The following is a 20,245-nucleotide window of genomic DNA, read 5'->3' as shown; positions in this document are numbered from 1 at the left end:
AAACAAAAGGACAGCGAGGCAAACGGGGCAGTGCAACCACTTCTGCAAACTCTGGGAATTTCTCACCCCATCCTTCAAGCACCCATGGTCGGTGTTTCCACCCCAGAACTCGCCGCGGCAGTCTCAAATGCCGGCGGGCTCGGCGCTATCGGCCTTGGCGCTTACTCTCCGCAAAAAGCCGCTGAAACAATCCGGCAAACCCGCGAACTCACCGGGCACCCTTTTAACGTCAATGTCTTTTGTCATCGGCCCGCCATTGCGGATACCGATCGCGAAGCCGCCTGGCTCAATCACCTGGCACCTTATTTTAAAGAGTTCGATACCCTCCCCCCACAAGAGCTACACGAACCCTATCCGAGCTTTATAGGCAACGAGAATATGCTAGCTGTATTGCTGGAAGAAAAGCCCGCAGTTGTGAGCTTTCATTTTGGCCTACCTGAGCAAGCCGCTATCTCCGCCCTCAAAGAGGCAGGCATCACCTTGATCGCCACCGCCACCAATCCCGAAGAAGCACAGCTTGCTGAAGATGCGGGAATGGATGCTCTGGTGGCCCAAGGCGTGGAGGCCGGAGGCCACCGGGGTGTATTTGTACCCGAGGAGGATCGCGAAATAGGCACCTTCACTTTAGTGCGACTACTCTGCTGCCAGAGCAATCTCCCCGTTATTGCCGCCGGCGGTATTATGGACGGCGCTGGCATACACGCCGCCCTCTCCCTCGGCGCCAGTGCCGTACAGATGGGCACCGCCTTTATTCTTAGCCCTGAATCCGCCGCCAATGAAAACTATCGCAAAGCGTTAAAAAGTGAGCGGGTGTACAACACCGCTATCACCGCCAATATCTCCGGGCGGCCAGCCCGCGGCCTCGCCAATCGCTTCTACCGGGAACTGGACAAGAACGCACCCGCCTTACCGGACTACCCAATTTGTTATAGCGCCGGCAAAGCGCTCGCCAGCGCCTCAACTGCCGCAGATAGCGACGACTTTGTGGTGCAATGGGCAGGACAGGGAGCCCCCCTAAGCCGAGCGCTACCCGCGAAAGAGTTGATAACCACCCTCGTAGCCGAACTGGAAGCCACCCAGTAAAACATCCACAGAAACCCTCAGTAGATAAATTAAAGGCGATGGAAGGCTTTTAGAAAGGCAGGGAGATCCCCGGACTTGAACCAAACGCGTAAAGTAGTGCAGCGGATAGGCGCAGGGCTCCAGTAAATTCTACCTGCCAACCCCCAAACGCATTAAAAAGCCGGGCAACAGCCCATTTCAATGCGTTACAGATAAATCCTACTTAGCGAATAAAGCGGATCAACAGACCCACTAGCGAGAAAGAATAGACGCAACCGCTGACTCAATTTCCCTCTCACAGGCATTCATGCCGAGTGAAAAGGAGAGATATTCATCACCCCGCACGCCAAATTTACGGTCTATCTCCGCAAGGCAGTGAATGGTGCCCGCATCTAAGGTAAAGGAAAGTTCAATTTCTTTAGCCCCTAAAAAGCTGCCACCTTTAAACTCAATTTCCTGGTAACAGCCTGAGCGTGAGGAAAATGAGCCCCCTCGAAGGTACCCTTTTCCACATCGGTTTTCACCAAGCTAAAACCGCTCTGCTCTATCATCGCAATAATATCTGCTACAACAGGCAATGGATTAACTTCGAGGTAGTTTCTGTCCTTTGGATCTAATGCAAAATCGATATCGAGAGCGGTTTCCAGCCAAACCCTGCATTGATTTTTCCGCGCCCTCAGCACAGTAATCGGCACCTCGTCATTTAGCTTGATCTCAAAGCGGAGCTTCCTATTCTCACCAACACCAATGGTGAATGTATCGACAACTTGAACAGCATCCAGCACAAAATCGCTATAATTAATCCCGCTATCGGTTTCAACTTTTACTTGAGTACATACCTTTACGCTGATCGCCTCAATAGCCTGCTCAACGTCACCACCCAAAATATGAATATCTCCGCGGATAACCTCACCCTGAAATACGCTACTACTCTCCAGCACCGTATCCACCTTCGCGGCACCGATTCCCAAAGAGGCTTTTAACTTCTGAAACATTACACCTACTCATCTACCAAACTATCAAACTATCAAACTATCAGGCTCAGAATATTAAAAATATAGATTACATAAAAACAACCAAGCTCTTATTTAGATTTAGCCGTAATAAAAAATGACAACATTTTAAATAGGCGAACCATACTGACCGACACTAGACAATAAGAGGTAACTGGCGTGTAGATCAAAGTATCATCACGCGTATTAGCTATCTCACAGATAATTTACTCAGCCAGAGGCTTTATAGCGCTGAGAGAGAGAGAACCTGACGGTGAACCAAGAAAAAACATAATTTTCCTCTGATAGAGAAATATAACTGTAAGCAAAAACCAATACATAAACGCCTAGTCAATGCTGGCAAAACTTAGAATGCAGCCTTCATCACTCGTATGAGAAAACAACTTACCATCCAGAACATGGTGGTGAAAAACAACACCTACCTAGACAAAAACAGGGCTTAAACACTAGACGAAGGACCATAATCACTTGTTATGGACTACGCAGCCAAAAGTACCCGATGGCACAAGCAGCCAAAATAGCGATTATGAACACGGGCAGCAAACTTACCAAATAACCAGCCCATTCTCATTGATGAAGACATAGATCGCTTGGAATCCTCTAAAGCGCATGGGCTCACCAGTCATCATATTCCTGCCAATCGCGGATACAGTAAGAAAGCTATAGAGGATTGAGACAAGTGCCCCAACAGTGAAACCTATCAGAACGATCTTAATCATGTTTTTCCCCATTTTTTTTGCGTCCACATCACGTTTTATGCAACCGGAATGGAATGGAGCCACTTTTTGCTAGCGTAGCGCAATGCACAAAGCGGGCGAAGTGTAGGTGATCGGATACAACAACTTATTATACCTGCCACACCCACCCAAGACTAAGTACATAGCGAGTACCCGAAACCACCTTTGAGACAGAATGCTCTGAAAGGTCTGGACGGAAGTATTTCACCCGGGAACTTTCAAAGATCGGTGACCTGCATAAAAATTCACCACCAGTTTTTGCTTTCTTTATAACTACATTTAAGCGGTAGTGATTACCTTCCGTAACTTTATCTGTGTGAGGCGGAATTTCAGCGCCTTCCCTGAACCGAAGAATATAAAAATCAAAAGGAATTGGCCATTTAGAACCGATCAAAAAGAACTTCTCATAACCAGTTTCTTGCCTACCCTTTTCCCATCTCCATACTTTCAATTTTTTAATCTCGATCATTCAGTTACTCAGACGCTTAACACATCAAGAAGAGGCGCGCTTTGGCACGCCCCTCTTACTTGAACTGTTAGATTTATGCGTCACTATACTGCTTAATAAGTTCTTTTATATTTTCCTCAAGGACATCGCCTATATCTCCGCCGGCTCCTCCCATGGATAAGTCACTATCTGCATTAGCCTTATACATAACCTCGCCAGTTTCAGAGTCCTTAACGGTCAATACTGAGTCCACACCACCTTTTCCAGCGCCAAAACCGACAACCCAGCGCAATGCCCTGTTGCCATATTGAACATTGACATCAAGATCTACTAGCAATGTATTCCCTTCTGCTTCATCTAGCGAGTTGATTAGCGTGTATTTACTGCCGTTGACATATTGTTCAAGTTGAGTACGAGAATATGACTCCCACCTCTTCAATTTTTCTTGAAGTGGAGCATTACTCTTCGCTGCTTGCTCATTAGAATATACTCTTACATCTTGAATTAATATATTTCTGTAACTCCCAATATTTTGGGATTGAATATCAGTTTTCACATGCGCAGAGCCGCAACCATACAATATGGAGAACACCACTATCATAAGAAGTGGCTTTATTGTTTTATAGGAACTCATTTATCCTTCCTTTTTCATCGGTTATATTTAATTACTAATCTAACGTCGCAACAACCGGCAGCCGAAGCGGAGCAGGCTGTCCGATGGAGGCCTATAGGGCCGAAGAGAAGCTGGTTGGTTTAATAGTTATAAATTACGGAACACCTCTTTATCCAAGCAACTATAAACACAATGAATGATAACATTATTGAGAGAGGCAGTAGAAGAACCACTGGAACACCACGAATTTGCTATGCGCGATATAAATTAAAAAGAAGACAATTGCAATCAATATAAATAGAAACTGACCCAAAACAGCCCTGTCGCAGCGATCAAAAATTGTACGAAAGCTTACCTTCCTAACTTTGTGGATAACGATAGCTTTTATCTGTAGAAACTGCTTTGCCCTGCGGAAAAGAATGTACCCAGCCCGAGTGCAATTGCCCTCACATATCGCGAGTTGGATCCGTGAAAAATAAAAGTGGTGAGTCTTCAAATTTTTTTGTTGACGCTATTACAGTTACTGGAATACCTGGTATTTGGGGGGTAATCTGGTAATGGACCTTTTGACCAAAAGTCTAGATACTGATTAGACATACCACTGGCAAGATCATCTAGCTTTACTTGGGCTATTTGTTTTCCAGCTAACTCTAAATCAATTTTACGCATTATATCAACGTCATACTCTGAAGCAGGCTCTATCAGCATTAAAACCAAGATTTTATCAGGGTACATTGAAGCGAATCTTCTTGTTATATACGCCCCATAAGAGTGAGCCACATAAACGACAGGTTGTTCTATTTTTAAAGCATCAAGAAAAAAAGATGCCTCTTGAGCATATTCTTCAGAGTTGAATGCAGGGAGGTATAGTTTTTCCTGATCTTCTCAGAACCTCCATTTCAAATTCTTGAATAGCGAACCACTTTTGCTTTTTTGCTAAATCTTCAAAGACTGGGTCCCAGTCTGATAAAAGAGCAGAGCCACCAGCCACGAGGAGAACAGTGTGCTGCCCATTTCCTTTACCTCATATTCAACATTGTAGCCTTTTATTTTCAAAAGACTGATTTCAGCCACAGCACTAAAAGCAAACAAAGCTATTAAAAGCAACCATCCAGATTTTACGTAATTTCCTTAAACGCCAGCACCAGCAAGAACAGCTTTCTAGTTAATGGGTTTGTAGTAGCATAAAAGCACAAATTAAAGCAACGGAAAGAATGTCGTTTTGACTGGCTTGTTAAGGGGATTTAGCACACCACTGGTCAACCGCCTCCTGAGCATTAATTTCAGGCTCATTTACTTTTTCACCAGAGCTTGTTATGCATTCGTTGCCACCACAGGTATAACCAACTGCACGGTCTACCTCACCGTGCTCTTGGACAAGACCTATTGCAGAATTGTTCTGTAGGTAAAACCGATTTTTGTATGTGCCCGTTGGAACTAGAAGCGGTACTGGTACGTCCCCTACAAATGCTCCACCACCTGCCCAAGAGGCTCCATCTTTATAAATTAAAACTTTACACTCTTTGAATGCACCTACAGAGTCTGGCTGCCCCCAATATTCGATTATCCCCTCTTCCGTATACGGTTCATCTTTTTTCTCAAAGGCAAACTGATTTCGCTCTTTGGCTAGACGAAAATCGGCTCTAGCCCACTCTTTTTTCCCATAAGTGCCAACAGCTAAGCCAACACAACTAGATAGAAGCAAGACTGTAAAAACCACGAATACTACTCGATACATAATTAGCTCTTTAACGTCGTGTTAACTGGCCCAGTGCAGAGGAACCAGCACGTGGTAATGCGAGTGAACCACATGCTGGTGGAGCGTAGCTAGGTCCACACTCAACAGTTTGTTGGAAATATCATATGCCGCTTTCTGGCTTTAATCTCTGTTTATCACCTTCAGCTTTCTGTTGCCATTTAGGCAGATACTTAGATTTCAATTTTTCAATTTCACTTGCTTTGCTTTTTGCCCAATCTAAACCAGCCTCATTAGGCACAACTTCGGTTGTGCTATTGTACCAGCTATCAATCTGCTGTTGAGATACATCTCCACTTGCGGGATTTAAACTAAACCTAGCCTTCCATACTCCCATTCTGGGCGACACCAAAACATAGTAGGTTTTATTTTCCAAGAGATTCGCTTCAAGGAAATCTGCATTTTCTCCAATAACCATAAACATATGCTTGCCAGGGTCCGCTTGGTAGGCAACTCTTGTTTGCGCTGACACTGTACCTAGATAATTAGATTCGTTGTAAATCGTCGACTGAACTGCTCCGCCATAATTGGAAGGTCTAATAAAATGAATCAACGCCTTACCTTCTTCGGGTTTTGTTATAACGGATTCCGGTGTAACTTTTGTCATATGATTACTTTGGGTCGCACAGCCTGAAAAAAACAAAACCCCAAGAAATACAATCATCAACCTATTAAACATCTATCTTTCCTTCTTCTATGAATAAAACTTTCTCTAATACCGCCTGAAGCGCCGCGTAAGGCCGTCAAACTGATGACCCTGCCACTACTTTTTTTGCACAACACCTATTTCAACTCACATATAGCAGTAATATGCTGATTGACTTCAATATACTCAGGCACTGACATAATTAAACCCATACCGGACTTGCCGACATCATAAGCCGTCATTATTTCACTAGGCCCGAATTCTAATGCAAATACTGCGTAAGCTTGTCCGAATCTTCCTTCCATTGTGACTCCATATACAGACTTAACTTTTCGTGCTTGAACTTCTGCAAGAGTTTCTGCCTTTTCTCGCACTTTTTTGACTGAACTCTGCGATCATTTCATCTTGATACTCTTTCTTCTTTTTAGTTTCGAAGAACGCATCCAAGTTTTGAACACCATCCAACTCGAAAAGGCCATTCATTATTTCTGGATATTTGGATAGATTTTCAACTTCCACGCTAAAATCCTGCGTTACTTCGTAGTCCAGAATATCTAGATTAAAAAATCCATCCTTTCTGGCCCTCTTAGCATTCTTATCGATTTTTGTTGATTTTATCTTCCTGGCGGAGATTTCATATTTTTCAAGAACTTCAAGCATTTGAATAGCTGATCTCGAAAGTGATTCGACAGCCTTTTCTGAGGAGCCTTCATATACCAACAAGTTAAACTGAATTTTCACGTAATCCGGTTTCGCTTTTTTATCGAGTCTCTCCGTAACAATTACAAAAGGGAAGTCCGGCACAGGATTTGCCCAAGCAGGAAAGGCAAACATTATGATTGATAGAAAAATCCAATTCTCATATCTGATCTCTCATTGGGTTGTAGCGCCAAAGGTAAGACGTCCCGCGGAAGCAAGCAGGGCCGTAGCATACGGCCTGTGATTGTTATGCATTTTCGAAGACCTGGAGTAATTTCTCACCTACCCAGACCGAAAAAGCTACGATTAGACAACTCAACCCACCACCAAGTGCAGCTGTAACTAGTGCACTAACACCATGTACTTGCTCACCGTTTGCCGTGACCGTACCCAGCCCTAATAGACCCAAAACTCCAAGAAACAGCCACAGCAGACCTATACTGCAGCAGCTAGCAAGAAAACAGCGCTTAAAAGTAAACGAATTTACGTTCTCACTGGCTGCTCTTTGTATGGGGTTAGCACCTGACAGTTCTAAAATCTTATGATGCAACTCTTGAACTTTTATCTTCTTTTTAGAGAACTCAGATTTTATCTCCGCATATCTTTCGGGGTTAGCTTCCTTGTCTATTCCTACGATTGCTTCTTGCAGCTCTTGGATTGTGTATTCTTCAATTATTTTCATAACTAATCTAGTACCATTGCATAACACCTAAAGCACCTGAGCCAAACCAAAGTGCAGCGGAGGTTTTGACGTTGGGCGCCTTTACTTATTAACTGTTTGCTCCTCGATCTTAGCCAGACACTCCCAATATTCATTAGGATCAACAAAAAGCTCTCCTTTAGCTGTGAACTTGAAAAGGGAAAGTTTCATTAGCTCATTAACCCGAAATCCTTCCCTTTTAAAGTACCTCTTGGAGATTCTATCTCGAATATATTCACGTGAGGGATGTGGTGAATAGGCTTTCGCCTTCAACTTATACTTATTCCTGTTTCCAAGTATCGCATAGCCGATTGGTGAATACCTGCAATTAAACCCATATTTCTCAATCGCTCGATCTATGTCTTTGGCCGAGTAAGATTTCTTGATCCCAGAATGTCGCACGACATAGAAAGGCAGTCCTCTCACATACTTAGAATACTGAAATTCATAGAAAAAATTTCTTATGCGATTCATACTTTGAACAGTTAACGCCCAGCGCAGCCAGCGCGGAGCGCATTTCGTGTTAATGTTTGAGTGCCAGCGAGTAACACAAAAGGTGCGTAGCGTTGGTTGTCGCTCTGCCGCTGCTTGTTATGTGGTCCCACCATCGTTGGCACTGAAGTCAATGTGGATCTCATTGTTTTTTACGAACTGGAACGGTGCCTTAATTGATGAAACCAAGTAGCCACCATACGCTCCCAGGATAAGTATTGTACCGACAAACCACATACAAAAAGAGACCAACTCCACTGCAACTGAATAGACTGATAGTTGGCGATTGATCCATTGCACATTACCTAAGATTAGCTGATGCAAAATCATGAAGATAACCAAAGAGATAATTGCAATTAACATGCACTTCACCAGCTGAGCTACAGCGATTCCTCTTTTCACCCGAAAATTCGGCACGCTTTTTAAACGAGACCATATTAGTAATCTAGAGAAAAAGGAAAATAAACTGCAAGTAGAAAGACCAGCAAAAACTATAATGGTATTAAATCAAATGTACTTTGAAATACCCCAAAGGTGAATGCCTGACACTTGGATGTCATTTCTTACATGAAATACATACAGCGCCACCCAGACACACGTAAGTGCGATCGCGACTGGAAGTAAGAGAAGTTGCCTTCTCTGCTCCAATTTTCTGACTTTACCTATCTCGATACTCATAAACTCGATGACACATAACAGTTAATTCAAAAGAAGCGTCTATATATCACCCTTTTATATAGTTTTTCCGCATCCACCCATAAAACCCTGAAAAAATCAATATTATCAGCGGCTTTTCTCTGTTGGCGCAAAATTATACAAGTAGATATATAGCCGATGCATTACATTTCTGGGCTTTCTCTGCCATATATCATTTTTTGATTCCCATAAATATCAATAAGTTAGGAAATTTTTCCCAGAAAAATAAGAAGCGCCTCTCAATCTCTGACACACGAAGCAGGACAGAACCCCTTTTTTTCCATTTATTCACAATGTTGATGCGCCAGCGTATTCATTAGAAGAAAAATTTTCTGATTTAATGGATCTTTTTACCCAACTTTAAGGGTGACTATCACGGGAGATTTTTCTTCAAAAAAGTATTTAAATGGGGAATATTGACGGCTTGAGCTTAAAAGCAAAAAGCAAGAAGCAACATCACTAACCCACAACAGAAACTCCATGTTACAACAACCCACAACCTCCACGCCGGCCATCCATAGTGGTTTGCCCCTCACTCTGCTATTCTGCGCCCCCTGTAAAGAAGCCCTCCGAACTTTGGGCTGGGCCTCTCTGCCCAGACCTGCTGTAATTGCGCGCTTCAGGAACATCAGGTTTGGGCTTTCCGTTCAATATTTGATCGAACGCCTCTGCATATTAAGCCCGCAAACAAGCCTGCCCCCTACCCCGATCTGAGCCAGCCGCGTTTCCTGCGGGGCTCTCGGGGTTGCAAATTTTTTTGTAACTTATTGATTTTATTGAATAAAATGCCAAGAACCGCAAATAAGACCAAAGCCGATAAACCCGAACATACTCCTATGATGCAGCAGTTTTTACGCATCAAGGCGCAGCATCCACAAGAGCTGGTGTTCTACCGCATGGGAGATTTCTACGAGCTGTTCTTTGACGATGCCAAGAAGGCGTCAGAACTGCTGGATGTCACCCTCACCGCTCGGGGCAAATCCGGCGGGGAGCCAATCCCGATGGCAGGCATTCCCTATCACGCGGCAGAGGGCTATTTGGCGCGTTTGCTTAAGGCTGGCGTATCTGTAGCAATCTGTGAGCAGATTGGTGATCCGGCCACCAGCAAGGGGCCTGTTGAGCGACAGGTCGTTCGTATTGTGACCCCCGGTACAGTTACCGATGAGGCGCTGCTTAACGACCGTCGCGATAACCTGCTGGCAGCCATCTCGCACCTGGGTGATGTATTCGGCTTAGCGTTATTGGATCTGGCCACCGGCCGCTTTGTGATACAGGAAACGGATACCCTGGAAGCACTGGCCGAACAGGTTCTGCGCCACAATCCGGCGGAGTTGTTAGCGCCGGAGGATCTTGCCCTGCCAGTGGAAATCGAGCGCCGTGCCGGTGTGCGCCGCCGCGCGCCCTGGGAGTTCGAACTGGAAACCGCGCTGCGCTTACTCAACCAGCAGTTTGGCACCATGAACCTTGAAGCCTTCGGGTGCAGCCATATGCATGGCGCTGTGGTGGCCGCCGGTTGCCTGCTGCAATACGCGCGGGACACCCAGCGCACCGAATTGCCCCATATTCGCGGCCTGCTGACCGAAAGTGGCGATGAAACGGTCGCTCTGGATGGCGCCAGTCGCCGCAACCTGGAAATCGATCTAAACCTGAATGGCGGTGATGACAACACCCTGTTGTCAGTTTTTGATAGCTGTAAAACCGCCATGGGGAGTCGCCTATTGCGCCGCTGGCTGAACAATCCGCTGCGCCAGCTCACTATCCTACGCAGGCGCCAGGATGCCATTGCTGCACTGATTGCCGATTATGGCTTTGAGCCCCTACGCGATGCCCTCAAACCCGTGGGCGATATGGAGCGAATCCTGGGCCGCTTGGCACTGCGTTCCGCGCGCCCCCGTGACTTGGCACGACTGGGCCAGTCCCTAGCACAGTTCCCAGAAATCCAGCAGCAGCTGGCGGAGTCAGACGCCGCGCTATTAAAAGAACTGTGCGGCCAGGTCGGTGAGTGGCCTGAGACTGTAGAGTTACTGCAGAGCGCCATTATTGAGAATCCACCCGTCGTAATACGCGATGGTGGCGTTATCGCCACCGGCTACGACGAAGAGCTGGACGAGCTGCGCGCTATTAGCGAAAACGCCGGGGACTACCTGGTGCAACTGGAAGTAAGGGAGAAAGAGCGCACCGGTATTCCCACCCTGAAAGTGGGTTACAACCGGGTGCACGGCTACTTTATTGAAATCAGCCGTGGGCAGAGCGACAAGGCACCAGCGGATTATATTCGCCGTCAGACCCTGAAGAATGCCGAACGCTTTATCACTCCGGAACTTAAGGAGTTTGAAGACAAGGCGCTCTCCGCCAAGAGCCGCGCCCTAGCGCGGGAAAAGGCGCTCTATGAAGAGCTCATCAGTCAACTAAATGCCTCCCTGGCCCAGTTGCAAGCCGCCGCCGCGGGCATCTCTGAGCTGGACGTATTAGCCTGTTTGGCGGAGCGCGCCGACAATCTGCGCCTCTGCCGCCCCGAGCTGGGCACCGAGCCGGGCCTGCATATCAGCGGCGGACGCCACCCAGTGGTGGAGCAGGTGTTGGACGAACCCTTTGTGGCCAACGATATCGAATTGCGCGACAACCGCCGCATGTTGGTGATTACTGGCCCGAATATGGGTGGTAAATCTACCTATATGCGCCAAACCGCATTGATCGCCCTGCTGGCGCACTGCGGTAGTTATGTACCCGCAGACAAGGCTCAAATCGGCTTGCTCGACCGCATCTTCACCCGCATCGGCAGCGCCGATGACCTGGCCGGTGGCCGCTCGACCTTTATGGTGGAGATGACCGAGACTGCCAATATCCTGCGAAATGCCAGCGAGCACAGCCTAGTTCTTATGGATGAGATCGGCCGCGGTACCAGTACTTACGACGGGCTCTCCCTGGCCTGGGCTTGCGCGCACTACCTGGCCGGTGAAGTGCGCGCCTTCACCCTGTTCGCCACCCATTACTTTGAATTGACCGATCTGCCCAACCAGTGTGCGGAAGCGGCCAATATTCACCTGGATGCTACCGAACACGGTGAGGGAATTGTCTTCCTGCACCGTATCCAGGAAGGCCCCGCCTCTAAGAGTTACGGTTTACAGGTGGCCAAGCTGGCGGGCATCCCCGCAGATGTGCTCACCGAGGCCCGCGCTCGCTTGGCGGCACTGGAGGCCGGAGCTCAATCCGTGGATGTGCCAGCGCCTATCTCGAATCCCGCACCAGCTCCCAAACAAGCACCAGAAACAATCGCTACTCCAGAGGCTACAGCCCCCGGTTCTCCCCAGCAGGTTGACCTGTTTGGCAGCCCCGGCCACCCGGCGGTGGACGCCCTAGAAGAGCTGGACCCAGACGATATGACGCCACGTCAAGCTCTGGAAGCACTCTATTCTTTACGCAAGTTATTGAAGTAAAAGGCTGGGCGGCAACCGCCGCCCAATGCATCTTGTTATAAACAGTGAACTAAATCGACTGAAAAGCCACTACAATTCGCGCCAGTAATTGATAAAATCCGTGCTCGAAAGAATCAGCGCACTATTGAGGGACAATCATGACATTCGTAATTGGGGAAAACTGCATTAAGTGCAAGTACACCGACTGTGTAGAGGTTTGCCCGGTAGACTGTTTTTACGAAGGCCCCAACTTCTTGGTTATCCACCCTGACGAGTGTATCGATTGCGCCCTGTGTGAGCCGGAGTGCCCCGCCAACGCGATTTTCTCCGAGGATGAAGTACCCGACGACCAGCAGGAATACATTGAGCTGAACGCAGAGCTCGCCGAAGTCTGGCCCAATATCACCGAGAAAAAAGACCCGCTACCCGATGCCGAGGAGTGGGATGGGAAGAAAGGCAAGCTCGAACTGCTCGAGCGATAGCAAATCACAAAAGCCGTCATCGACGGCTTTTTTCATTTTGGCAACCAGTAAAGCTGATGCAGCAAATGAGAATAATAATAACTGCGATTTCGAATATATTTTTATGCTTTTCACTAACAGTCATTGCCCAACCCAGTGAGGGCAAACGGATTGCCCTGGCCTTTGGAGATGGGCCGGTGCCAGGTGTGACCGAGTTATTACTGAAACAGTTGGACACGCTGCAAATCGATGCGACTTTTTTTCTGGTAGGCCAGGAAATGGAGCGCTTCCCCAAGCAAACCCGTGCCATTATCAATGCCGGTCACCAACTGGGAAATCATGGTTACTCTCACGTCAGCCTGGCAAACCTTCCACTTAGCAGCGCTAAAGCAGAAATTAAGAAAACCTGTAAATTGCTACAGCATCATGGCTACCGGGAGCGGCCGACGATCCTGCCGCCATTCGGAAATATCTCTAAAGAACTTGGCAACCTGCTGGCGGAACAGAAGTTCCAGGTAGCTCAGTGGGATTTAGAGCCGCGACGGCATGTAGATATGAGCAAACCTGAGGCCATAGCCGACTATATAGTCCAGAATGCCAAAGATGGCAGCGTGGTTATGTTACACCCCATGCATGAACACGGCGCGGAAGTGGTCACAGCCCTGCCCTTGATCAGTGTTCAATTAAAGGAACAGGGATTTCATTTTGTGCGCCTAGCGCAGATCATTGATGCTGACAGTAATGAAAGTTTGTAATTACCGCCTCAATACACTACCAATATAGCCGTAGGGAGTCGGGCCCTGAGCACAATCACCGGTTCCCGCTACATCATACGATGGAGACCACTATGTTGCGTTGGGCCGTTATCTTCCTGATTATTGCGCTGATTTCTGCCTTTTTTGGCTTCAGCGGTATTGCCACCACGGCGACAGGAATAGCCAAAATTCTCTTCTTTATCTTTATCGTGCTATTCGTATTAGCCCTGATCTTCGGCAGGGGTCGACCACCCAAGTAAAAATCTGGGGAAGTGACCCCGAAAGCTTTGAGGTCTGTAAAAATCCTATGAGTAACCCCGCCATTCCCGTCGGGGTTACTTCTTATGAGGCAATCTGGTCGGCACCAGGCTCAAGACCTCTGCCAAATGATTAAACCCCATAACCAGCTCCATGACCCCCAGCGCTTCCAATAATTCATCATCCCCCGCACCCAGCTTACGCGCTTCAGCAATCAAGTGCTGACGGTGATCATCCGGGGATTTATTGGCATTGCGGGCCAGGTCGAATAGGGCATGCTCTTTGTCCGAGAAGTGCACTTTCTTTGGCTCCGTGCGAATACGCATAATCTCATCGGGGGTAACCCCGAGCATTTGCAGCGAGGTGCTGTGGTGGTAGATACCATAGTCACAGTGATTATCGGCAGAGACGGCAAGACCGATAGCCTCTTTCAGTTGCGCCGAGAGGCAACCGTGCAGCATCAACGCCTTGAATTTATGCCAATTGGCCAATAGCAGCTCTTTATGGTGGGCGTAAATCCGAAATAAGCTGGGAATCCCGCCCAGTTCGTCCTGGATTTCTGCGAACACTCTGGAGGCTTCATCCGAATCAGGGGTCTCCACTAAGGGAATACTACTCATCATTCACCTACCTGTTTTCCAGCCGGGTTAGACCACTGGCATAAATAACTTCCTGGCACGATAAAACACTGTATATAATCACAGCATGCGGAAGATTATTCACTGTGATTGCGATTGCTTCTACGCCTCGGTCGAAATGCGTGACGATCCCAACCTACGTGGGCGCCCCCTCGCAGTGGGCGGCAGTAGCGATCGCCGCGGAGTGATCTCTACCTGCAATTACGAAGCGCGCCGCTATGGGGTACGCTCCGCCATGCCCACCGCCCAGGCCAAGAAACTCTGTCCTGACTTGATTGTAGTACCCGGTAACATGGCCAAGTACCGGGAAGCCAGCGGCCAGATTCGCGAGATATTCCTCGATTACTCTGATGATATTGAGCCCCTATCACTCGATGAGGCCTTCCTTGATGTTAGCGATAGTGGGCGCTGCCACGGCAGCGCCACACTAATAGCCGAGGAGATCCGCCAGAGAGTTAGGGAAACTCTGGGTATCACGATCTCTGCCGGAGTCGCCCCGAATAAGTTCCTGGCCAAGATAGCCAGTGATTGGCGCAAGCCTGATGGGCTCACCGTTATTACTCCCGATGAGGTCGACCAATTCGTGTTGCGCTTGCCAGTCAATAAGATTCATGGAGTCGGGCGTGTCACCGCAGAGAAAATGCACCGTATTGGCATTCATACTTGTGCAGACTTAAGGCTGTACTCTCAGGTAGAACTGAGTCAATCATTTGGTAAATTTGGACGCCGACTGTACGAATTGAGCCGCGGTATTGATGAGCGCCCGGTGACTGGAGATGGCTCCCGAAAAAGTGTCAGTGTGGAGCGCACGTTCAACAGAGATCTCCGTGCATTTGACGACTGGCTGGAAGAAATGACTAGCTTGTATGTGCGCCTACTTGAACGCCTGGAGAAACTCGGTGATCGCTACGAAGTAAATGGCGCCACTGTGAAAGTTAAGTATGCAGACTTTTCTCAAAGTACCCATGAACGCAACAGCCGCGCGGGACGGATTTCTGAGTTCCGGCAGCTTTTACAGGAGTGCTGGGATAAACGTGCGGCTCCCATTCGACTATTGGGTGTGGGGCTGCGATTAAAGGACCTCCGCGCCGAGCATGGGCCATTGCAGTTACCTCTCCCCCTGCCAGATTTGCCAATCCACTGACACTACTTTTGGGCGCAGCACTTGAGCCGTGTGCACCTCTGCCTGAAAAGTAATGATCTCGTGAATCAATATGTAATCAGCCAAATAAATACATTTTGTGCCATTTTGACCGCGAAAAGAAGGATAGCGCGTCAAACGACCGTTCATCAAAATATGGCGTTACCCGTTACCCGATGTAAAACCTGGCAGGACTGAGCCATCTATACTTCGCAGGCCCAAAGAGTCTAGGTCGGCCCACGAATAACTTCGCTGGCCCGCTCTGAGGATAATAATTTTGCCGCTTAAACATACTACAATTTTTAGGATCAACGCCGTATAAATCCTGGCCAAGCAACTTCTAGAGCCCGGATTATCGGCGTATGGAGGCACGACACTTTGTCTCGTAAAGCATTCCAACATTACTCCGATGAATCGCTTCTCGAACATTACCGAGAAACGCGCAGCCTGGCTGTTTTCAGGCCTCTTTACGCCCGTCACAAAGATGCTCTATACCGTTATTGTGTTCAAATGGCATCTACTTCTACGACACAACTGCTGCAGACCCTTTGGCAAAACGTATTGGAAGACCCTCCACAACTTCACGGCCGGCTATTTCGCAATTGGCTGTTTATTCAAGTCAACAAAGCTCTGCGGGAATACTCAAGTCCAATCGGTCAAACTTCGTCGCAAATGATGCCCGAACAAAATAAGGTTATCGCTGCCATACAAAAACTCCCGTTACTGCAACGCAATGTGTTGTTACTGCACATGGAGTGCAAGCTTTCTCTTGCCACAGTCGCTGATATTGAAAAGATGTCTCTAAAAAAATGCCGAGAGTACTACCAGCTGGCAAGACAACAAGTAGAAACCTTGATTTACGGATCAGAAGCAAAACCCTGGCAAGTGGAGGCCATAAAAGAGTGATAGAGGTAGAAGCATGAGTAACTGGGAACACCAATACCGCGAAGAGGTGTCAGCTTTTACCTCCCCGCAACAGTTGGACAATGAAGTCCTGCTGCAAGCCAGTGGTTATCAGCCGAAAAAGGATATAGCGCGGATGTTGTCCGGAGCGTCCTTGAGCTGTGCATTAGTGACAGCACTTTTAATGTTGATTCACCCTGCGCAGCACCTGGGCGCCAGAACCCCCGGTATGACATCGGGTAGTGAGCTTCAGTTAACGACCCAGGAGTTTTCTCAATGGCAACCCCCTCCACCGGAGCCTGAAGCGATCCCAGACCCATGGCAGCGTCTAAAGGATCAAGTCAGCGCTCAAAATTATGCTGCCCTCTGCCAGGAATGGCGATACCAGCAAAAAGCGACAGAGGAACAGGCATTGCCTCGCGAACTGCGCAAGGCTGCGCAGAAGCGCTGTCGCCTGCTGCCCTAGTGCCGAAATTCCATTGGTCTTTTTGTCGCTATTGTTTGAGATCCCACACGGCTTACAGAATCCCCTCTTAAGCTTGTCTAGACGGCAGAATAAAGTATCCAAGGGTAATTCGGCAGTATCTTAATGACCCTAGTCAACAATGGGATTCCCACTGCTCGCCCAGACAGAGACCTGGTATCGAGAAAGACACTGGCCGTAGCCGGCATCTATGGCGCAGGGGGCCCAAATGCGGGAGACAATCAGGCGCTGCGCACCTGGGTCAACCAAATGGGCGGAGCCATGTTCAGCCCCGTTGCAAAGCGCCGGGTACGGCGCTACCTAATGCAGGGGGCCGCACAGGGAAAACTCCTTCTGCTTTTTGGTTATAGCCGGGGGGGAAACTCTGCAATCAAATTGGCGAATATTCTTGGGCGTATGGGTATTACCCTAAGCCACCTCGTAATTTTCGATGCACACAGTGTATTCGACAATAGAACCTTTAGATTAAGATATGACAATGTCCGCCAGGCACATAATTTTTTCCAAAGAAATCCGAGGACGGCAGGAAAATATGGCTGGTGGGGGGCTAATCCCTACTGGGGATGTCCTCTACTCTCAAGTTATATCGAGGTGCAGCAAGTGGATTTTACCGGGGCCTATTTTAAAAATGGCATCCCGGTTTCCCATCTAAACATCGTTCGCCAATCCCTGGCATCACTTTAACCCGAGAAATGGTACGTTTGGGTATACTTAACACTCGAAAAAATACTAGGACCAATGACAACGATGGATCAATCGAATTGACCGATCCCAGTGCTATCCCTTCAGAATTTGGGCCATCTACATAGCAGATACCACCAATATGTCACTGAAAGTAATATCTTCTCTATCCTTATTCTTTCTTCTGCTTTGCCTTATTTTCCCCAGCCACTCAAAGGAGTTAAAAGTTGCCATATCTCACGATGCGCCACCCTATATAATTGATCATGCACAAAGTGGACTAGAAGTAGACATTATTCTTCAATCCCTCCCGGGCCACACCGTGTCTTTTTTACAAATGGGCTGGGCAGAAATTCAGGGTGCCATTGCACACGGTATTGCTGATGCCGAGACAAATGTTCTAGGTCAAAATGGCAAGATTTATTATTCCAACAACTATATTGGGTTTGTGAACTCTGCCATCAGCAAAAAAAAGGACAACATCAAAATCGAAAAAATCTCCGACCTGGCAGGACACCACATCATAGCCTGGCAGGGCGCCCACTCAGATCTGGGAACGCAGTTTGCGGCGCTATTCCACCCTGGAAAACCCCTTCACAAATACTATGTGGAAATCGGCGACTCAAGGAAGCAGGTTCAGGAATTCTGGCGGAGAGACAATTCTGTAGCCATTATTGATAGGGCTATTTTTTCTTATCTATCAAACAAACAAGGACACACGATGGATGAAGTCGACATCCACAGAATATTCGATCCAGTTTCAAAGTTTAAGATGGCATTTAAGGAAGAAGCCATAAGAGATGCGTTCAACCGTGGCCTGTCCCGACTTTGCGAAACCGGGACTTATGCATCTCTGCTTAAAAAATATAAGGTCTCACAAGAGGCAAGTATCTGTGAATAAAATTGTTAGATTCAAAGATTAAATGGTTCAACCAAAATCACAGAAAACCAGCCCGATTACCCCTGGACATTAGAGGTTTTTCGGGCTGAGATCGTCAACGAGGCAATCGTTAGATTATTCAGAACCCAATCACAAACCGGTATTATTAAATTTACGACATTAATAAGCCGATAATCCACCATCCACAGCCAACGCCTGCCCGGTCACATAGGTCATCTTAGGCGAGAGCAACATCAACATAGCAGCGACCACTTCTTCGGGCTTTCCAAGGCGTTTCATCGGGCAACCTAGAGCAAGAAATTCTTGTACCTCTTCCGGACTGGCCCCGGGAGCTTCCACAGCAGTCACCATGGGAGTCAGACAGTAGAAAGGGCAGATCGCATTAACACGTATACCATACTTGGCATTTTCCATAGCTGCCGTTTTAGTCAATCCAATTACCCCGTGCTTGGCCGCCGCGTAGGAAGCTATTTTCGGCGCGCCGCCCAGGCCGGCCATGGAGGAGACATTCAGGACGACACCTCCGCGATCTTTCATCAGTGGCAGCTGATGTTTCAAACCCAAAAAAACCCCCTTCAGATTTACATTGTACTGATGGTCCATGATCGCTTCGTCCGTCTGCTTGAGAGACATCATCGGCGGGGCGATACCGGCGTTATTAATCGCCATACTTAAGCCACCAAATTCAGATTGGGCCAATTGCACCAGGGCAACGCAATCCGCCTCGCTAGAGACATCACAGCGCTGCGCTCGGACCTGGATACCATCACTGCCCAGCGCATCGGCGAGTTGCATCAACCCCTCTACATTGATATCCCCAAGCACCAACCGCGCTCCACGAGAACCCAATTCTTTGGCCAAAAGTTTGCCAAAACCACTGGCCGCGCCGGTAATCAATGCAACCTGATCACTGAAGTCCAATATTGGATCATGCATACTAAATCCCCCCGCAGGAAGTCATTCCACCATCCACCACGACACACTCGCCAGTGGTGTAACTGGAAGCATCGGAAACCAGATAGAGTACGGTACCCGCCATTTCTTCCGGCTCGGCATGACGGTGCATGGGGATATGGCCGATTGCTGTTTTATAAATATCCTCGTGAGTGAAAAGTGCCCCGGCAAACTTGGTTTTAGTCAGCCCCGGCAGCAGGGCATTAACGCGAATATTAAACTGGGCACACTCCTTGGCGAAAGCCTTGGTCATATTCACTACCGCCGCCTTGGTAATGGAATAAATTCCTTGGCCAACGCCGGGCTGCAGGGCATTCACTGAGGCGGTATTCACAATCACACCACCGCCCTGCTCTCGCATCAATTTTCCCGCTTCCACAGACATAAAGAAATAACCGCGAATATTTACTTCAACCGTTTTCTCAAATGCGGCGAGATCTGTATCGAGAACATGCCCAAAATAGGGGTTGGTGGCCGCGTTATTTACCAAAATATCCAGGCGACCAAAGCGCTCGCGTATATCAGCAAATATTTTCTGGATGTCCTCCATATTACCAATATGGCAAGGCATAGCTTCCGCTTTACCGCCGGCATCGACGATCGCATCGGCAACAGCCTGACAACCTTCCAGTTTCCGGCTGGAGACCAGTACGTGGGCGCCCTGCTCAGCCAGTAACTTCGCAATTGCCTCGCCAATGCCGCGGCTCGCACCCGTTACCAGGGCAATTTTACCTGTGAGATCAAAAAGATTTTTTATCATTTTTTATCCTTATTATTCTCTCTTGAGCGTA

General features: G+C 47.9%; 23 protein-coding genes. 10 read left to right on the top strand and 13 right to left on the bottom strand.

Translation table 11 applies throughout. From position 1 onward, the window contains the following. The first annotated feature begins 30 nt into the window (after positions 1-30). Positions 31-1,083 carry an NAD(P)H-dependent flavin oxidoreductase gene (locus ACCI51_RS04765; protein ID WP_371842784.1) on the top strand — a complete coding sequence of 351 codons (1,053 nt, stop codon included), beginning with the start codon at positions 31-33 and terminating at the stop codon, positions 1,081-1,083. A gap of 404 nt (positions 1,084-1,487) precedes the next feature. Here the strand turns inward: ACCI51_RS04765 and ACCI51_RS04760 are convergent, their stop codons facing one another. From ACCI51_RS04760 to ACCI51_RS04715, 10 genes are all read right to left on the bottom strand, one after another. After that, on the bottom strand, positions 1,488-2,012 hold the full coding sequence (locus tag ACCI51_RS04760; protein ID WP_371842783.1) for a sporulation protein: 525 nt from the start codon (positions 2,010-2,012) through the stop codon (positions 1,488-1,490). A gap of 909 nt (positions 2,013-2,921) precedes the next feature. After that, positions 2,922-3,281: a 2OG-Fe(II) oxygenase gene (locus ACCI51_RS04755; protein WP_299584629.1), complete on the bottom strand. Its 360-nt coding sequence runs from the start codon at positions 3,279-3,281 to the stop codon at positions 2,922-2,924. A 73-nt stretch (positions 3,282-3,354) separates the two neighbouring features. Further along, positions 3,355-3,894, bottom strand: coding sequence for a hypothetical protein (locus tag ACCI51_RS04750; RefSeq protein WP_299584626.1), 540 nt, complete (start codon positions 3,892-3,894; stop codon positions 3,355-3,357). A gap of 471 nt (positions 3,895-4,365) precedes the next feature. Then, a complete protein-coding gene (locus ACCI51_RS04745) occupies positions 4,366-4,674 on the bottom strand; it encodes an alpha/beta fold hydrolase (protein WP_299584801.1) in 309 nt (102 codons plus the stop codon). 433 nt (positions 4,675-5,107) lie between these two features. Then, positions 5,108-5,611 carry a hypothetical protein gene (locus ACCI51_RS04740; RefSeq protein WP_371842782.1) on the bottom strand — a complete coding sequence of 168 codons (504 nt, stop codon included), beginning with the start codon at positions 5,609-5,611 and terminating at the stop codon, positions 5,108-5,110. A gap of 121 nt (positions 5,612-5,732) precedes the next feature. Next, entirely contained in the window at positions 5,733-6,308 is a 576-nt protein-coding gene (locus tag ACCI51_RS04735) for a hypothetical protein (protein ID WP_371842781.1), read from the bottom strand. Between the two features lie 104 nt (positions 6,309-6,412). Next, entirely contained in the window at positions 6,413-6,580 is a 168-nt protein-coding gene (locus ACCI51_RS04730; RefSeq protein WP_299584617.1) for a hypothetical protein, read from the bottom strand. Between the two features lie 19 nt (positions 6,581-6,599). Continuing rightward, positions 6,600-7,079 (bottom strand): SIMPL domain-containing protein, encoded by a 480-nt coding sequence (locus ACCI51_RS04725; RefSeq protein WP_371842780.1) that lies wholly within the window; start codon positions 7,077-7,079, stop codon positions 6,600-6,602. Between the two features lie 142 nt (positions 7,080-7,221). Then, a complete protein-coding gene (locus ACCI51_RS04720; RefSeq protein WP_371842779.1) occupies positions 7,222-7,656 on the bottom strand; it encodes a hypothetical protein in 435 nt (144 codons plus the stop codon). An 81-nt stretch (positions 7,657-7,737) separates the two neighbouring features. Continuing rightward, positions 7,738-8,148 carry a DUF6559 family protein gene (locus ACCI51_RS04715; RefSeq protein ID WP_371842778.1) on the bottom strand — a complete coding sequence of 137 codons (411 nt, stop codon included), beginning with the start codon at positions 8,146-8,148 and terminating at the stop codon, positions 7,738-7,740. 1,499 nt (positions 8,149-9,647) lie between these two features. Between ACCI51_RS04715 and mutS the strand changes: the two genes are divergently transcribed. From mutS to ACCI51_RS04695, 4 genes are all read left to right on the top strand, one after another. After that, positions 9,648-12,299, top strand: a complete 2,652-nt coding sequence (gene mutS / locus ACCI51_RS04710; protein ID WP_371842776.1) for a DNA mismatch repair protein MutS — start codon at positions 9,648-9,650, stop codon at positions 12,297-12,299. A gap of 137 nt (positions 12,300-12,436) precedes the next feature. Next, complete coding sequence (gene fdxA / locus ACCI51_RS04705) at positions 12,437-12,760, top strand: ferredoxin FdxA (protein ID WP_020411359.1); 324 nt, start codon at positions 12,437-12,439, stop codon at positions 12,758-12,760. A gap of 56 nt (positions 12,761-12,816) precedes the next feature. Beyond that, positions 12,817-13,494, top strand: a complete 678-nt coding sequence (locus tag ACCI51_RS04700; RefSeq protein WP_366525568.1) for a polysaccharide deacetylase family protein — start codon at positions 12,817-12,819, stop codon at positions 13,492-13,494. Positions 13,495-13,586: 92 nt separating this feature from the next. After that, positions 13,587-13,754, top strand: coding sequence for a DUF1328 domain-containing protein (locus ACCI51_RS04695; protein WP_299584602.1), 168 nt, complete (start codon positions 13,587-13,589; stop codon positions 13,752-13,754). Positions 13,755-13,829: 75 nt separating this feature from the next. On the opposite strand, the gene ACCI51_RS04690 is transcribed toward ACCI51_RS04695, so the two are convergent. Further along, positions 13,830-14,375, bottom strand: coding sequence for a carboxymuconolactone decarboxylase family protein (locus tag ACCI51_RS04690; RefSeq protein WP_371842775.1), 546 nt, complete (start codon positions 14,373-14,375; stop codon positions 13,830-13,832). A gap of 82 nt (positions 14,376-14,457) precedes the next feature. Here ACCI51_RS04690 and dinB point away from each other — a divergent pair, with 82 nt between their 5' ends. The 5 genes from dinB to ACCI51_RS04665 all read left to right on the top strand — a co-directional run bounded on the left by dinB (position 14,458) and on the right by ACCI51_RS04665 (position 18,500). Then, a complete protein-coding gene (gene dinB / locus ACCI51_RS04685) occupies positions 14,458-15,534 on the top strand; it encodes a DNA polymerase IV (protein ID WP_371842774.1) in 1,077 nt (358 codons plus the stop codon). Positions 15,535-15,909: 375 nt separating this feature from the next. Further along, on the top strand, positions 15,910-16,437 hold the full coding sequence (locus tag ACCI51_RS04680) for an RNA polymerase sigma factor (RefSeq protein ID WP_371842772.1): 528 nt from the start codon (positions 15,910-15,912) through the stop codon (positions 16,435-16,437). Between the two features lie 13 nt (positions 16,438-16,450). Continuing rightward, a complete protein-coding gene (locus ACCI51_RS04675) occupies positions 16,451-16,900 on the top strand; it encodes a hypothetical protein (RefSeq protein WP_299584590.1) in 450 nt (149 codons plus the stop codon). 123 nt (positions 16,901-17,023) lie between these two features. Further along, positions 17,024-17,602 (top strand): hypothetical protein, encoded by a 579-nt coding sequence (locus tag ACCI51_RS04670; protein WP_371842771.1) that lies wholly within the window; start codon positions 17,024-17,026, stop codon positions 17,600-17,602. Between the two features lie 139 nt (positions 17,603-17,741). Then, on the top strand, positions 17,742-18,500 hold the full coding sequence (locus tag ACCI51_RS04665; RefSeq protein WP_371842770.1) for a substrate-binding periplasmic protein: 759 nt from the start codon (positions 17,742-17,744) through the stop codon (positions 18,498-18,500). A gap of 159 nt (positions 18,501-18,659) precedes the next feature. On the opposite strand, the gene ACCI51_RS04660 is transcribed toward ACCI51_RS04665, so the two are convergent. Both ACCI51_RS04660 and ACCI51_RS04655 read right to left on the bottom strand, forming a co-directional pair. Further along, the gene (locus ACCI51_RS04660; RefSeq protein ID WP_371842769.1) at positions 18,660-19,436 is read right to left on the bottom strand and encodes an SDR family NAD(P)-dependent oxidoreductase; all 777 of its coding nucleotides are present in this window, start codon (positions 19,434-19,436) and stop codon (positions 18,660-18,662) included. A gap of 1 nt (position 19,437) precedes the next feature. Beyond that, complete coding sequence (locus ACCI51_RS04655; RefSeq protein ID WP_299584578.1) at positions 19,438-20,214, bottom strand: SDR family oxidoreductase; 777 nt, start codon at positions 20,212-20,214, stop codon at positions 19,438-19,440. Between the last annotated feature and the right edge of the window lie 31 nt (positions 20,215-20,245).

It is taken from the genome of Microbulbifer echini (assembly GCF_041447225.1).
Classification (GTDB): domain Bacteria; phylum Pseudomonadota; class Gammaproteobacteria; order Pseudomonadales; family Cellvibrionaceae; genus Microbulbifer; species Microbulbifer echini.
This window is presented reverse-complemented; position numbering and strand designations above follow the sequence as displayed.